10 protein-coding genes are annotated in these 14396 nt (G+C 67.1%); 2 read left to right on the forward strand and 8 right to left on the reverse strand.

Going from position 1 to position 14396, the window contains the following annotated elements; genetic code table 11:
• Positions 1-504 precede the first annotated feature (504 nt).
• On the reverse strand, positions 505-1488 hold the full coding sequence (locus ABIA73_RS16855; RefSeq protein ID WP_025874261.1) for a LysR family transcriptional regulator: 984 nt from the start codon (positions 1486-1488) through the stop codon (positions 505-507).
• A 208-nt stretch (positions 1489-1696) separates the two neighbouring features.
• Between ABIA73_RS16855 and cysK the strand changes: the two genes are divergently transcribed.
• Positions 1697-2656 carry a cysteine synthase A gene (gene cysK / locus ABIA73_RS16860; RefSeq protein ID WP_032975199.1) on the forward strand — a complete coding sequence of 320 codons (960 nt, stop codon included), beginning with the start codon at positions 1697-1699 and terminating at the stop codon, positions 2654-2656.
• A gap of 321 nt (positions 2657-2977) precedes the next feature.
• A complete protein-coding gene (locus ABIA73_RS16865) occupies positions 2978-3574 on the forward strand; it encodes an O-acetyl-ADP-ribose deacetylase (protein WP_025874259.1) in 597 nt (198 codons plus the stop codon).
• 72 nt (positions 3575-3646) lie between these two features.
• On the opposite strand, the gene ABIA73_RS16870 is transcribed toward ABIA73_RS16865, so the two are convergent.
• From ABIA73_RS16870 to ABIA73_RS16900, 7 genes are all read right to left on the reverse strand, one after another.
• The gene (locus tag ABIA73_RS16870; RefSeq protein WP_033831869.1) at positions 3647-4759 is read right to left on the reverse strand and encodes a hypothetical protein; all 1113 of its coding nucleotides are present in this window, start codon (positions 4757-4759) and stop codon (positions 3647-3649) included.
• Positions 4760-4894: 135 nt separating this feature from the next.
• Complete coding sequence (locus ABIA73_RS16875) at positions 4895-5899, reverse strand: class I fructose-bisphosphate aldolase (RefSeq protein WP_025874258.1); 1005 nt, start codon at positions 5897-5899, stop codon at positions 4895-4897.
• A 197-nt stretch (positions 5900-6096) separates the two neighbouring features.
• Positions 6097-7563: a pyruvate kinase gene (gene pyk, locus ABIA73_RS16880; RefSeq protein WP_032975201.1), complete on the reverse strand. Its 1467-nt coding sequence runs from the start codon at positions 7561-7563 to the stop codon at positions 6097-6099.
• 181 nt (positions 7564-7744) lie between these two features.
• Positions 7745-8413, reverse strand: a complete 669-nt coding sequence (locus tag ABIA73_RS16885; protein ID WP_051501629.1) for an HAD hydrolase-like protein — start codon at positions 8411-8413, stop codon at positions 7745-7747.
• Positions 8410-9585, reverse strand: coding sequence for a phosphoglycerate kinase (locus ABIA73_RS16890; RefSeq protein WP_025874255.1), 1176 nt, complete (start codon positions 9583-9585; stop codon positions 8410-8412). Before ABIA73_RS16890 ends, ABIA73_RS16885 begins: the two co-directional genes overlap by 4 nt.
• A gap of 630 nt (positions 9586-10215) precedes the next feature.
• Positions 10216-11592, reverse strand: coding sequence for a DUF3999 domain-containing protein (locus ABIA73_RS16895; protein ID WP_140227842.1), 1377 nt, complete (start codon positions 11590-11592; stop codon positions 10216-10218).
• The gene (locus ABIA73_RS16900; RefSeq protein ID WP_354276056.1) at positions 11589-14273 is read right to left on the reverse strand and encodes a DUF2339 domain-containing protein; all 2685 of its coding nucleotides are present in this window, start codon (positions 14271-14273) and stop codon (positions 11589-11591) included. Before ABIA73_RS16900 ends, ABIA73_RS16895 begins: the two co-directional genes overlap by 4 nt.
• Positions 14274-14396 lie beyond the last annotated feature (123 nt).

The following is a 14396-nucleotide window of genomic DNA, read 5'->3' on the forward strand; positions in this document are numbered from 1 at the left end:
TTACACGGCGGCCCACGCCGGCTCTCGACACCTACGTTGCCAGATTCCAATCAGATAAGGCTTGGCCGCGGCATCCATGCCGCGGACACCCCCGCAACCGGACCCACCCCGCCTTCGACAGATTCCTGCGGTCTGTTGGAACGGCTCTTGGGGTCAGATCCGCTTTCCGAAGGAAACGGATCTGACCCCAGATGTATTTCGATATCTGACAGATTTCATCCACGCATCGCGTGGATCTACCGTGTCGACCAAGGTCGACACCTACCAACAGCCATCGGAATCTGTCAGAGGCGGGGCGGTGGGGGTAGGCAGGACCGTTGGCGCCATGGATGGCGCCATCGAGCCCCCAAGGACGGGTTTACGGCGTGTCCTGCCTACCCACACCGCCCCGCCATCCCACGGAATGCCCGCTGTTGCTGTTGCCGTTGCTGTTGCCGTTGCTGTTGCCGTTGTTGTTGCTTGAATGTCGTAGCAGGTGCAGGGCGCAGCCCTGCTCGACCAACCTCACACCGTGATGGTCTGGGTCAGCGATTCCCAGGTCGGCGGCACCGGCCAAGACGCGGCCTGGTTGCCATCCAGCACCCGCCGCAGGTCGCGCGGATCGATCTGCGGGGCCAGCACATGCACCAACTCCAGCGCGTAGTCGCGCAGCACCCGGTCGCGCGGCAGCACCGCCCAGGCGACGCACTCGGTGATCGGCGCCGGCGCTGGCCATACCCGCAGATCCTCGTCGTTGGCGCTGATCGCCATCTCGGCCAGCAGACCTACCCCCAGACCCGTACGCACATAAGTCTTGATCAGGTCCGCATCCAGCGCCGTCAGCGCCAGATCGGGTACCAGGCTCTGCGCGGCAAAGGCGCGCTGCAACGAGGAGTTGGGCCGGGTCGAGGATTCGTAGCTGATCAACGGCTGGCGTGACAATGCCGCCAGGTCCGGTGCGCGCCCGGCGCGATCCAGCGGATGGCCCTTGGGCACCACCACCAGCCGCCGCCAGCGGAACAGCGGCACGGCGATGCCGTCGCTGGGTTCACTGCCGGCGGTACTGATGATCGCGATATCGGCATCGCCCTGGTTCAGCCGATCCAGCGCATCGGCCTCACCGGCCTGCTGCAGGTGCACGCTGACCTGCGGATAGGCCTGCTTGATGCGCGCCACCGCCGGCGGCAGCACGAAACGCGCCTGGGTGTGGGTGGTGGTCAGGATCAGCTGGCCCTGGCTCTCGCGACGCTGGTTGGCCGCGTAGGTGCGGATGTTGTTGGCCTCGGACAGCACCGCGCGGGCGCGGCTGATCACTTCGGTGCCAGCCGGAGTGACCGACTCCAGGCTGCGCCCCTTGCGTACGAACAGCAGGAAGCCCAGTTCGTCCTCCAACTGCTTGAGCTGCTTGGACAGCCCAGGCTGGGTGGCATGCACGCGCGAGGCGGCGAGCGTGATGTTCAGCTCGGCGTCGGCGATGGCAACCAGGTAGCGCAGCTGGGTCAGCGTCATGGCAGGCGGGCGATGTGGGTGCGGAGGTCCACTCTAGGGTCAATTGCCGTCACCAGCTTATAACCAAAGGTTGTTTAAGAAAGGTATCTGGTCATTTCCGGGCGTCATATGCCGGCGCTACGGTCAGCCGGCAGCCGCTGGCCTGAACAGCCAGCCCACTTCCTTTTCGCCCGCCGAGCCCGGCGCGGCCTGTTCCTGGAGCGCTCCCATGGCCCTGTACGACTCCATCCTCGACACCATCGGCAACACCCCCATCGTCAAGCTGCAGCGACTGGCGCCGCAGGGCGTGACCCTGTACGCCAAGGTCGAGTCCTTCAATCCGGGCGGCTCGGTGAAGGATCGCCTGGCGCTGGCGATCATCCTCGATGCCGAACAGCGTGGCCTGCTCAAGCCGGGCGACACCATCGTCGAAGCCACCTCGGGCAACACCGGCGTCGCCCTGGCGATGGTGGCGGCCGCACGCGGCTACAAGTTCGTGGCGACCATGGTCGAGACCTTCTCGGTGGAACGCCGCAAGCTGATGCGGGCCTACGGTGCGAAGGTCATCCTGACCCCGGCCGCCGAGCGCGGCAGCGGCATGGTGCGCAGGGCGCGCGAGCTGGCCGAGGAACACGGTTGGTTCCTGGCCAGCCAGTTCGCCAACCCGGCCAACCCGGCCTACCACCGCAACACCACCGCCGCGGAGATCCTGCGTGATTTCGCCGGCAAGCGGCTGGACTACTTCGTGAGTGGCTGGGGAACCGGCGGCACCTTGACCGGCGTCGGCGAAGTACTGAAGGTCGCCCGCCCGGACACCCGCATCATCGCCACCGAGCCGGCCGGCGCCGCCTTGCTGAAGGGCGATGACTGGAAGCCGCACAAGATCCAGGGCTGGACCCCGGACTTCGTGCCCGATGTGCTCAACCGCAATGTGGTGGACGAGCTGGTGACGGTGGAAGATGACCGCGCGATCGCCACCGCCCGCCGACTGGCGGCGGAGGAAGGCATCTTCGTCGGCATCTCCGCCGGTGCCACGGTTGCCAGCGCACTGGACGTGGCAGATCGCGCCGAACCGGGCGCGGTGATCCTGGCGATGTTGCCGGACACCGGTGAACGCTACTTCTCCACGCCGCTGTTCGCCGACGTCAATGAAGGTTCGGACGACGACTGGTTGGCCGGTCTGCCCTGATCGCCGCGTTGTCGATGACAGCAGGATGACGCCCACCCTCGCGGTGGGCGTTTGCTATCTGGGTGATCCTGTCTGGGTATTGCCGACGGAAGCGGACAGCTTTCCCCAGAAATCATAAGAGATTCACCCCGAAAACTTTCGTTTTGCCGCGTGCGGCGCTCGCTTCAGCCTGCGTGAAGGCGCCGCCGGCCATCGTGCATGAACAGCGCGGATCGCAGTGCATGAGACGGTCATGACGCAGCATCGATGCCCTGTCCCGCAAGATGCGGGTGCAGCCAGCGTGGGCACGGCGCGCAACAACTACAGGCAGGAGACGGACGCATGAAGATCGAAGTGTGGCAGGGCGACATCACGGCCCTGGCGGTGGATGCGATCGTCAACGCGGCCAATGAATCACTGCTCGGTGGCGGCGGTGTCGACGGCGCCATCCATCGTGCGGCCGGCCCTGGCCTGCTGGCCGAGTGCGAGCGTCTGCCGGAGCTGCGCCCCGGTGTGCGCTGCCCGACCGGTGAAGTGCGCGCAACCGATGCCTATGCGCTTCCGGCACGGCACGTCCTGCATACGGTCGGTCCGGTCTGGCACGACGGCCAGCGCGACGAACCGGCATTGCTGGCGAACTGCTACTGGAAGTCGCTGCAGCTGGCCGAATCACTGAACCTGCAGTCGATCGCGTTCCCGGCCATCAGCTGCGGTGTGTATGGCTATCCGCTGTACCAGGCCGCACAGATCGCGGTCACCGAAACACTCGCCTGGCAGCGCAGCCACGCCCAGCCGATGCGGATCGTGCTGGTGGCGTTCAACACGGCGACTGCCAAGGCCTACCAGCAGGCACTGTCGGCCGCAGGCCAGGTCGCCGACAGCGGGCGCGGTTCGCTGCTGTCGCCCTTGGGCGATACCGGCTTCGTGCCGGCGCATTGAAACAACGACGGACGTGGAAAAAAAAAAGGCCGGGCATTGCCCGGCCTTTTCGTTTGCGTCCTCGTGGCGGCGTCAGTCCGTCGCTTCAGCGGCAGCGTCGGCGGCCGCCGTAGCAGCAGCTGATGCAGCGGCCGAAGCGGCGCCGTCGATCTGCACGCGTACTTCCACCATGCCCGCTTCATCGCTGAGGCTGGACACGTCCACGGTGTAGTGGCCGGCAGGCAGCGATTCTTCCACGCGTGCGTTGGTGCCGTTGCCACCATCGTCATTGACCAGCTCCACGTCGCCGCCGACCACGCGCAGTACCGTATCCACCTGGCTGGAAATGGCGTCCAGGCGCACATCGGCCGCACGCGGCAGGCTCAGCAGGAAGCGGCGGCGGCCTTCGCCATCGAGCATGGCGAAGACACTGCCGTTGTTCGGCAGGGAGGTGCCATCACGCATGACCATGTTGGCCGGCAGCTCGGTGCGCTTGGCCGTCAGTTTGAAAGCGCCGGTACTGTCTTCATCCAGGCTGCGCACGCGCAGGGTGTACTTGCCCGGTTCCAGCGGCATGCCGATGCGCGAATTGGTGTCATCACCGCCATCGTCGTTCTCCGACTGGACGCCGTTGCCATCCAGCTTCAGCACCGTATCGAACGCCTTCGATTCCAGGCGGATTTCGTACATGCCCCCCTTGTCCACCTGCAGGGTGTAATCCTGCGACTTGGAGACCAGCAGGTCGGCGATCTCACCTTCGGCCACCATCGGCTTGCCGTCATACGGCACCAGTTTCTCGGCGCGCAGGCGGTACGGACCGAAGGCGGAGGGGCCGTCGGCATTGATGGCCACCTGGTAGCTGCCAGTGCCGTTGGCGCGGAACGCCAGCGAGACGTCGTTGCCGCGCTCGTAGCCCGAGTTGCTGCTGGCCACCAGCACGCCATTGTTGAACACGGCGATCGAGCCGCGCAGCGCACCAGTCAACGTGATGCCGACCAGTTGCTTGTCTTCCAGCTTCAGCTGGTACAGCTGATGGTGGCTGCCATCGTTGAAATTGACGCCGCTGCGCGAGGTGATTTCGCCGGAGACCGGCTTGTCGAACTCCAGCGAGGGGGCCTTGCCCACGTCCGTGCTGCCGCCCATCCGGTTGCAGCCGCCGACAGCCAGCACCGTGGCAACGGCCAGCGTGATTGCGGTGATACGCATGTTTTTTCTCCTTGGCCTTCCATGTATGCCCCACGCACTGGCCTGGCGTGCGGGAGGCGGCAACGATACCGGCAAAAGCAAACGCCGGCGTGATGCCGGCGCTGCCTTGTTCAGTTCATGCTGCGCAACGGCGGATCAGCCGTTCCACTTGCCCAGCGCGGCCTGGCCGTTTTCCTTGGCGCGCTCGTAGACGGTCTTCTGTGCTGCGGCGTAGTTGCCCTTCATGTCCTTGGCCCACAGCTTCAGTGCCGCCTGCTGCATGGCACGGCCATAAGAGAAGCTCAGCGGCCACGGCAGGTTGCCCATCTGGTTCATGGCGTTGAGGTGGGCGGTGGACTGCTCATCGCTCTGGCCACCGGACAGGAACACCACGCCCGGCAGGATCGCCGGCACGGTGCTCTTCAGGCACATCACGGTCGACTCGGCCACTTCCTCGACATCGGCCTGCTCGTCGCAGCCCTTGCCCGAGATGACCATCGAAGCCTTCAGGATGGTGCCTTCCAGCAGCACGTTCTGCTGGTACAGCGCGTCGAACAGCGAACGCAGGGTGGCTTCGGTGACTTCGTAGCAGGTCTCGATGTCGTGCTCGCCGTCCATGATCACTTCCGGCTCGACCATCGGCACCAGGCCGCATTCCTGGCACAGCGCGGCGTAGCGGGCCAGCGCATGCGCGTTGGACTCGATGCAGGTGCCCGACGGAATGCTCTCGCCGATGTTGATGACCGCACGCCACTTGGCGAAGCGCGCGCCCAGCTTGTAGTACTCCTGCAGGCGCTCACGCAGGCCGTCCAGGCCCTCGGTGACCAGCTCGCCCGGGCAGCCGGCCAGCGGGTGCGCACCCTTGTCCACCTTGATGCCCGGGATCATGCCGTGGTCGGACATGTACTTGGCGAACGGCACGCCGTCCTTGGTCGACTGGCGGATGGTCTCGTCGTACAGGATGGCGCCGGAAATATGCTCGTTGAGCTTCGGCGTGGTCAGCAGCAGTTCGCGGTAGGCGCGACGGTTCTCTTCGGTGTTCTCGATGCCGACGCTGGCAAAGCGCTTGGCGATGGTACCGGTGGATTCGTCGATCGCGATGATGCCCTTGCCCGGGGCAACCATGGCCTGGGCGGTTTCAGCCAGCTGTTCGATGCTCATGTACTTCCTGTGGCGGGTGCGGGAAAAACGTAAGTATAGCCCCGCTATCCGTTGCCCCGACGTGGAGGCTCGGATGGAACCGGTTCCACTGTCTGTGCGGGACAGGAAATGTCCTGCCGGATCGGGTCAGAGCCCCGTTCGGGGATCTGACCCCGGGTCGGATCCGCGCCGCGGCTCCGACCCGATGTGGCCACCTCTTACAGGTCGCCCAGACCGCTGGCGCGGCCGTCTTCGCCCACTTCCAGCAGGCGCAGGGTATTGGTCGCGCCGTGGGTTTCCATGTGCTCACCGCTGGTGAACACCACACGGTCGCCGGCCTGCAGCATGCCGCCCTCCACCAGCAGGCGGATGCTGCCGCGTGCGGCTTCGCGCGGGGTGAAGCCCCGGCTGTCGAAGTTGATCGGGAACACATCGCGCATCAGCGCCATCTGCCGGCGGGCGCCGTCGTGGCGGGTGACCGCGAACACCGGTGCCGAGGCACGGAATCGCGACAGGTAGCGCGCGGTGCCACCGGATTCGGTCATCGCCACGATCGCGCGCACGCCCACGTGCTGGGACAGGAACATGGTGGCCATGGCAATGGCCTGGTCGGCACGTTCCAGGTTGCGCGGCGAAGCGCCGAAGTCGGTCTCGGTCTGGAACTGGCGCTCGGCACCCAGGCAGATGCGCGCCATCGCTTCGACCGCCTTGACCGGATACGCACCGGCGGCGGTTTCGGCCGACAGCATCACCGCATCGGTACCGTCGATGACCGAGTTGGCCACGTCCAGCACTTCGGCACGGGTCGGGATCGGGCTTTCGACCATCGACTGCAGCATCTGGGTGGCGGTGATCACCACCTTGTTCTGCGCCAGCGAGGCCTTGATGATCTTCTTCTGCAGGCCCGGCAGTTCGGCATCGCCGATTTCCACGCCCAGGTCGCCACGCGCCACCATCACCACGTCACTGGCGTCGACGATCTCTTCCAGGTTCTCGATGGCCTCGGTGCGCTCGATCTTGGACACCAGCGCGGCGTAGCAGCCGTGCGATTCGGCGATCTCGCGCGCATCGTTCATGTCCTGCGCATTGCGGCAGAACGATACGGCGATGAAATCCACGCCGATCTTGGCGACGATGCCGATCAGTTCCTTGTCGCGCTCGGTCAGCGCGCCCAGCGACAGGCCACCGCCCTGCTTGTTCAGGCCCTTGCGATCGGACAACGGACCGTCGTTGAGCACGGTGTTGATGATGCGCTCGCCCTGCACTTCCACCACCTGCAGCTGCATCAGGCCATCGTCGAGCAGCAGCACGTCACCGGCGGTCACGTCCTGCGGCAGGCCGAGGTAGCTCACGCCCACCTGGGTGGCATCGCCGGGGCCGGCATCGGTGCTGGCGATCAGGTCGAAGCGGTCACCGGCCTTGAGATGCACCTTGCCCTCGGCGAAGCGCTCGATGCGGATCTTCGGGCCCGGCAGGTCTGCCAGGATGCCCACTTCCACACCCACGCGCTGCGCGGCGGCGCGCACATCGGCGGCACGCTTGGCCTGGCCGGACGGGTCACCGTGGCTGAAGTTGAGGCGCACCACGTTGACGCCGGCGCGGAACAGATCCTCCAGCACGCCCGGCGGATCGGTAGCCGGACCGAGGGTGGCAAGGATCTTGGTGCGACGCTGACGCTCGAACATGATGGATGGGCCTCTCCCGTTAAAGGACGGAAATTAGCACATCCTTCACGTCCCATGTATACGGTTACAGCCTTGTGCTGCCTGACTCTGCGGGACATCGCATGGACATGTTCCGGACATACGCTGGTCGATGGCAGCGGAAACGCCGCCGGGCAAGGCCCGGCGCGCGGCATCGTCCAACTCAGGCGAGCAAGGCCAGCAGCTGCGCCGGATCACGGGCCAGCTGCCCGGCACCGGCCTCGGTCAGCTCCTGCTCGCCACCAAAGCCCCACAGCACGCCCACACTGCGCAGCCCGTGGTGACGGGCGCCCTCGATGTCCATGCGGCGGTCGCCGATCATCCAGCAGCGTTCCGGCGCCAGCTGCAGGCGATGCAGCGCCTCGCCCACCAGCTGCGGCTTGCTGCTGCGCGAGCCATCCGGGGTTGAACCGATCACGTCCTCGAACAGGCCACCGAACGGCAGATGCTCGACGATGCGGCGGGCATGCGGCTCGTTCTTGGCGGTGACCACCGCAAGGCGATGGCCGCGTGCGTGCAGCGCGCGTACCACCGCTTCGATGTCCGGGTAGATCGTATGCTCGCGCCAGCCTTCCACGTCGAAACGCTCGCGATAGAAGGCCACGGCCTGCTCCACCCGCTCGGGCTCACCGAACAGCGGCGCGAACGTGGTACGCAGCGACGGGCCGATCCAGCCCAGCAACGTTTCCTGCGGCGGCACCGGGTGATCCATCTTCTGCAGCGCATAGGCGATGCAGGTGGTGATGCCCACTTCGGAATCGATCAGCGTGCCGTCCATGTCGAAGAAGAGCGTTGCACGCTCTTCTCCGTCCACCCGCGGATCGACGCTCATGCGCCGCGCGCGGCCAGGGCAGCCACCGCCGGCAGCGTCTTGCCTTCCAGGAATTCCAGGAACGCGCCGCCACCGGTGGAGATGTAGCTGACCTGCTGGGCGATATCGAACTTGTCGACCGCGGCCAGGGTATCGCCACCACCGGCGATGGAGAACGCCGGCGAGCTGGCGATGGCGCGGGCCAGCGCTTCGGTGCCCTTGCTGAAGGCTTCGAACTCGAACACGCCGACCGGGCCGTTCCAGACCACGGTGCCGGCCTTGGCGATCAGCTGTGCGTACTGCGCGGCCGTCTGCGGGCCGATGTCCAGGATCAGGTCATCCTCGGCCACCGCATCGACGGCCTTCACTTCGGCAGCCGCGTCGGGCAGGAACTGCTTGGCGGTGACCACGTCCACCGGCAGCGGGATGTCCGCACCCCGCGCCTTGGCGTCGGCCACGATCTTCCGGGCGGTATCCAGCAGGTCCGGTTCGTACAGCGACTTGCCGACCTTGTAGCCGGCCGCCGCGATGAAGGTATTGGCGATGCCGCCACCGACGATCAGCTGATCGACCTTGCCGACCAGGTTGGCCAGCAGCTCCAGCTTGGTGCTGACCTTGCTGCCGGCGACGATGGCCAGCAGCGGCTTGGCCGGCGCATCAAGGGCCTTGGCCAGTGCATCCAGCTCGGCCATCAGCAGCGGGCCACCGGCAGCGACCGGGGCGAAACGGATCACGCCATGGGTGGATGCCTGCGCGCGGTGCGCGGTACCGAACGCATCCATCACGAACACATCGCAGAGGGCGGCGTACTTCTTCGACAGGGCTTCATCGTCCTTGCCCTCGCCAACGTTCATGCGGCAGTTTTCCAGCAGCACCAGCTGGCCCGGCTGCACGTCGACGCCGTCGACCCAGTCACGCACCAGCGGCACTTCGCGACCCAGCAGCACCGACAGGCGCTCGGCCACCGGCGCCAGCGAATCGGCTTCGCTCCACACGCCTTCCTTGGGGCGGCCCAGGTGCGAGGTGACCATCACCGCCGCGCCCTGCTCCAGCGCGCGCTTGAGCGTCGGCAGGGAAGCGGTGATGCGCTGTTCGGAGGTGATGCGGCCATTCTCGATCGGCACGTTCAGATCCTGGCGGATCAGCACGCGCTTGCCGGAGAGGTCGAGGTCGGTCATGCGGACGATGGACATGGGCAACTCTTTGGCTCTGGAGATGGGATGCCGGCGTGCGGCAGACGGTCATTGTATCGGGTGCCGATGCCTGCGGCAGGCAGAGGCCAACGGCTAACGGCAACAGCCACGGCAACAGCAACGGCCAGAGCGCTGGCGCTTCGTGGTGATGTGGGTGGGCCGGGGCGGTGTGGGCCCGCGGGGGACGCCGTGAATCCATCCCTGGAGGCTCGGGCGCGCCATCCATGGCGCTTACGCCCCCGCGACCCCACACCACCCCGGCCTCGACAGGTTCATGAGGCGGAGCGGACGGCGGAAGCAAAAGTGGTTTCTGGTGTCGGATGAAGAAAGAAAAGAAGGGGTCGGATCCGTTTTTCCTGCGGAAAAAGGCTCCGACCCCGATGGCCGTGTAGCGAAGCGACCCGCTTTGGCTCCTGCTCTTCTTTTTTCTTTTCCGTGGGTGGACGCACACGGAAATTGTCAGAGGCCGGGCGGGTGGGCTGGGCAGGGGTGTCAGCCGCATGGATGCGGCTGCCAAGCCTACAAGGACGTACTTGCGGCGTCCCCTGCACAGTCCACCCGCCCGGCCAGACCACGGCTTCTGCTCTCAACGACTGCCCACCCACGAGGGGCTGCGCCGTTCGCTGCAAACTACGCCGAAGGCGACGGCTTCTGCTTCAGCAGGCTCAACGCCAGTCCACCAACAACCAGCACGCCCAGCCCCAGCAACGCCCACAGCAACCACGCCTTCCAGTCGTGCTGCGGCTTCAGCGCTGCGTCACCGGCGAGCGTCTCCGGACTGCCCTCCAAGCGTGCCAGCGTCGGCTGCCACGACGGATCATTGCGCTGCCGCAGTTCCTCGATCAGCACCGTGATCGGCGCCTCCGCGCGGCGCGCGGTCGTACTGCCCACGGCCAGCGCGTAGGGCGCTGCGCCCTGGCTGAGGAACACCATCACCTCCGGTTGATAGCCCAGGCGCAGGGTCGGGGCGCTGGTGGTCTCCACCGGGCTCGCGACCAGCTTCCAGTAACGGTCGCGGTACATGCCGCCCAACGGCTGTGCCGCCGATTGCTGGCGCTGGCCCGGTGCCCCCTGCTGCAGCTGATAGGCGATCCAGGGCGCGCTGCGGCGCTGCCATTCGGCGCTTTCGTCGTCGCGGCTGAACAGGGTCCACTGCACCAGGCTGTTGTCGGTGCTGGCCACGTCGGCGCGTGTCACCGGGAATCGACCATCCAGCTCAAAGGTGAATTCCCCCTTGCCCTGCGCGGTCGGTGTCAGCGACAGCCACTCCCAGGGCACCGTTGCCGGTGCCGGCGGCAGTTCGGCCAATACACTGCGCAGCTCCGGCAGGCGCGCCTCGCCCTGCGGCAGGATCCGCAGGTAGCGCACATTGCTGTCGACCTGCAGGCGTCGCTGCAGCAGGCGCTTGCCCGCACGCTGCAGGTCCACCAGGGGGACATCACGGGCGATCGACTGCCAGCGCTGCAGATCATCGCTGGCGTCAAGCTGTACCTGCGCCTGCAGCGGCTGGCCACTTTCGGCCCAGTCCAGCACCAGCGCTGCCAGCGGCTGCTGGCCGAGCACGCTGGCATCGATCAACCAGCCGCCCTGCCCGTTCGCCACCGCACCACCACCAAGCCTGGCCTCGACCCGGCGCACACGGCCGTCGGTATCGCGCTCGGTCAGCAGCTGCAGGTCGTTGCGCTGGGCCTCGGCCAGTGGTGGCAGCGCGAACCACGGCAGTTCGCGCTGCACCGGCGGCTGCGCCAACGGCTGGTCCGGCGCCAGCAGCGCCGATGGCAATGCCTGGCCGGCAGCGTTGAACACCTGCAGATCGCCCAGATCCGCGGCGCCCGCGCGGCGGTAGATCGCCGGCTCCAGCACCACACGATAGGCACCGGACTGCGCGCTGGACAGGCTCAGCGGCCACTGTTCGGCGTACTGCGCGCGGTAGTCCGTGGCCTGCGCGGCAACCGCACCGACCACGCCGAACAAGACCGGCAGCAACGCTCGGCTCCACTTCCTCATTGGTTTTCCTCCACGGTTGGCGGCGCGCTCGGCGGCGCGGGCGCCAGGTAGCCCACCACGGTGCACAGCAGGCCGTAGGCGATGAACGATGCGATTCCCAGCAGGTTGCCCAGATGCTGGCGGTCGATCAGCACCAGCTTGGCCAGCACCACGGCCATCAACACGGCACCGACCATCCACAGCACACGCTGGCCGCGACGCGAGCCCCACACCCAGGCGATCACGCCCAGTACGCTCCACAACACGGTCAGGCTGGTCTGGGCCAGGCTGAAGCGGGCCATCGTCGGATTCCAGGCGACCCCACCCCAATGATGCACGCCATGCAGCACGGTGCTGGTCAACGCGATGAAACCGGCCACGGCCAGCACCGGCACACGCAACCGCTGCAGCTGCGCCGGTCCCTGCGGGTCATACAGCCAGCGCGCGATCAGCAGCAGGCTGACCCACTGTGCCAGTTCGGCAGGATTGAGCAGCGGCAACCACGGCAACGGCGTGGCGTCGCCCGCCAGGGTCAGGCCGAACAACCAGGCCAGCGCCAGCACAGCGAAAATCACGCACTGCAGCGGCAGGCGCACCGGATCAAACGCAGCACCCAGCGGCCAGCGCAGCACGTTCCAGCGCCACAGCGACAGCGCCGCCAGCAGCAGCCACGGCAGCGTGACCAGCAACGCGGTCCAGCCCTGCGCCAGGCGCGCGTCGCCGCCGCCCCACAGGGCCAGCAGCGAAAGCAGCGACGGCCACAGCAGCCACCACAGGAACTGCGCGATACGGGCCACGCCGCCGCTGCCCTGGCGCAGGCACAGCAGGCTGCGCACGCCGAGCACGGCGAACACTGCCCATGCCAATGCGCCGTAGCCGGCAAAGGGCTGCTGGTGGGCATCGCTCTGCAGCAGGGCCAGCGGGAAGCCGGCGGCCAGCATCGCCAACGCGGTCACGCCCAGCGCACGTGCCGGCATGCGGCGTTGCACCTCCGAGGCCAGCCAGGCGGTGACGGCGGCCAGCACCAACACCGCGTCGGCCTGCGCCGAATGCTGGAAGAAGCGGCCGATTTCATGCACCAGACCGCCCAACCACCACAGCAGGCCCCACAGGTAATACGCCAGGGCGATGTCATGGCGCTGCCTGCGCTGATAGCTCCACGCCGCCGCGAAACCCGCCACGGCCAGCAGCAGTGCGCCGATCGCGGTCGGGTTGAGCAGGAAACGCTGGTCCTGGTGCCAATGGTCGGCGCCCACCACGAATGCGAATGCGGCGGCGAGCTGCAGCAGCGCACCGGTCACCTGCGGCAACCAGCGCTTCTGGCGCAACCCCAGCCACGCCAGGCCGGCACCTTCCAGCGCGAACACCGCACCGGTGGCCCGCGCCGACAATGCCAGCGGCACCGCCAGCGTCGCAAAGCCCACCGCCAGTACTGCATGCGACTGCGCCAGCACCGTGTACGACGCGCGTGCGATCAGGGCCCGTGCCAGCAGCGCATAGATCGCTGCCAGGCCCAGCGCGCACAGGGCCAGCGTCATCGGTTGTTCGTGCAGCATGCCGGCCTGCAACGAGAAGGCGATCAGCGGCGTGCCGAACACCAGGCTGCCGTCGACCAGATCGCGACGCCCGGCCGGCTGCCGGCGCGCATACAACAACGGAATCAGCAGATAGAAGACGAAGAACAGCAGCAGGAACGGTTCGGTACTGGCGAACTTGGCCGCGTCGTACTGCAGCACGCCCCAGAAGGTGCCGATGCCGAAGGTGAACGCGAAACCCAGCAGGTTCAGCACACGCCACGGGCGATACCAGGCAATGGCGAAAATGCCCGCGTTGAGCACTGCGTAGTAGCTGAACAGGCCGACGTGGTTGCCACTGCCGGTGGACAGCCACAGCGGCGCCATGAAGCCGGCCAGGATGCCCAGCACTGCCAACGTCCTCGAGTTCTGCACGACCGCCAGCACGCACAGCCCCGCCACCAGCGCGATCGAGCTGGCAAAAGCGAAGCCGGGCGCGAGCAGATCGAAACGCTTGAAGGCAGCGAAGATGGTCAGCAGCAGTACGCCGATGGCGCCCCCCTGCAGGGCCAGCGCGAACATCCGCCGGCGCTCGCGCTGGTGCCAGCCGAAGGCCAGCAGGCCCAGCGCACCGACGGTGATGCCCGCCAGCCGCAACTCGACCGGCACCACCAGCCAGCCCTGGTCGCTGACGTACTTGAGCAGCGCAGCAACGCCGGCCAACAGCACCAGCATGCCGATCTTCACCGGCACATTGCCCTGGGTGAACCAGTGTTTGACCGCACCGATCGCGCGCTCGACCAGGTTCGGCAGGGCCGGTTCCGCTGGCAAGGGTGGCAATGTGGGCTCAGGTGGCAATGGCGGTGGCGGCGACGGACGCGCCGGTTGGGCCGGCGGCGGCAGCTCCTCGCGGGCGGCAACCGGCGGCGGGGCCGTGGCCGCCGTGGGCCGCAGGAACGAGGGCTCGCTGCTGGGTTCACGTGTTGCCGCAGGCGCGCGCGGCGGCTCGGCCACGGCCGAGGGCGCACGGTCTACGGTCCCTGCCGGGTTGGGCGCGACCTGCACGCTCTGTGCGGCTTCCAGCGCGGCGACCCGCCGGCGCAGGCCGGCAATCATCACCAGCGCCACCACCAGCAGCAGCGGTATCGCCAGCAGGACCAGTACTGCCAGGACCAAGAGTGCTTCCATTCCTCGCCTTCCAATGCGATCCCGCGCCACGATGGCGGCGGTCGACGGGCCCATGCTACGTCAGGCCGGGCCCCTTAAACGACGAACCCCGGCCAGGCCGGGGTTCGCGCGACGATCTTCGCA

Origin of the sequence: Stenotrophomonas sp. 2694, assembly GCF_040548715.1 — a bacterium.
Classification (GTDB): Bacteria; Pseudomonadota; Gammaproteobacteria; order Xanthomonadales; family Xanthomonadaceae; genus Stenotrophomonas; species Stenotrophomonas indicatrix.

Coding starts and splice junctions, on each gene's coding strand:
- pyk (WP_032975201.1), bottom strand. CDS start 7,563: ATGTTCGAGCGTCAGCGTCGCACCAAGATCCTTGCCACCCTCGGTCCG.
- ABIA73_RS16895 (WP_140227842.1), bottom strand. CDS start 11,592: ATGAGGAAGTGGAGCCGAGCGTTGCTGCCGGTCTTGTTCGGCGTGGTC.
- ABIA73_RS16875 (WP_025874258.1), bottom strand. CDS start 5,899: ATGAGCATCGAACAGCTGGCTGAAACCGCCCAGGCCATGGTTGCCCCG.
- ABIA73_RS16870 (WP_033831869.1), bottom strand. CDS start 4,759: ATGCGTATCACCGCAATCACGCTGGCCGTTGCCACGGTGCTGGCTGTC.
- ABIA73_RS16890 (WP_025874255.1), bottom strand. CDS start 9,585: ATGTCCATCGTCCGCATGACCGACCTCGACCTCTCCGGCAAGCGCGTG.
- ABIA73_RS16885 (WP_051501629.1), bottom strand. CDS start 8,413: ATGAGCGTCGATCCGCGGGTGGACGGAGAAGAGCGTGCAACGCTCTTC.
- ABIA73_RS16865 (WP_025874259.1), top strand. CDS start 2,978: ATGAAGATCGAAGTGTGGCAGGGCGACATCACGGCCCTGGCGGTGGAT.
- ABIA73_RS16900 (WP_354276056.1), bottom strand. CDS start 14,273: ATGGAAGCACTCTTGGTCCTGGCAGTACTGGTCCTGCTGGCGATACCG.
- cysK (WP_032975199.1), top strand. CDS start 1,697: ATGGCCCTGTACGACTCCATCCTCGACACCATCGGCAACACCCCCATC.
- ABIA73_RS16855 (WP_025874261.1), bottom strand. CDS start 1,488: ATGACGCTGACCCAGCTGCGCTACCTGGTTGCCATCGCCGACGCCGAG.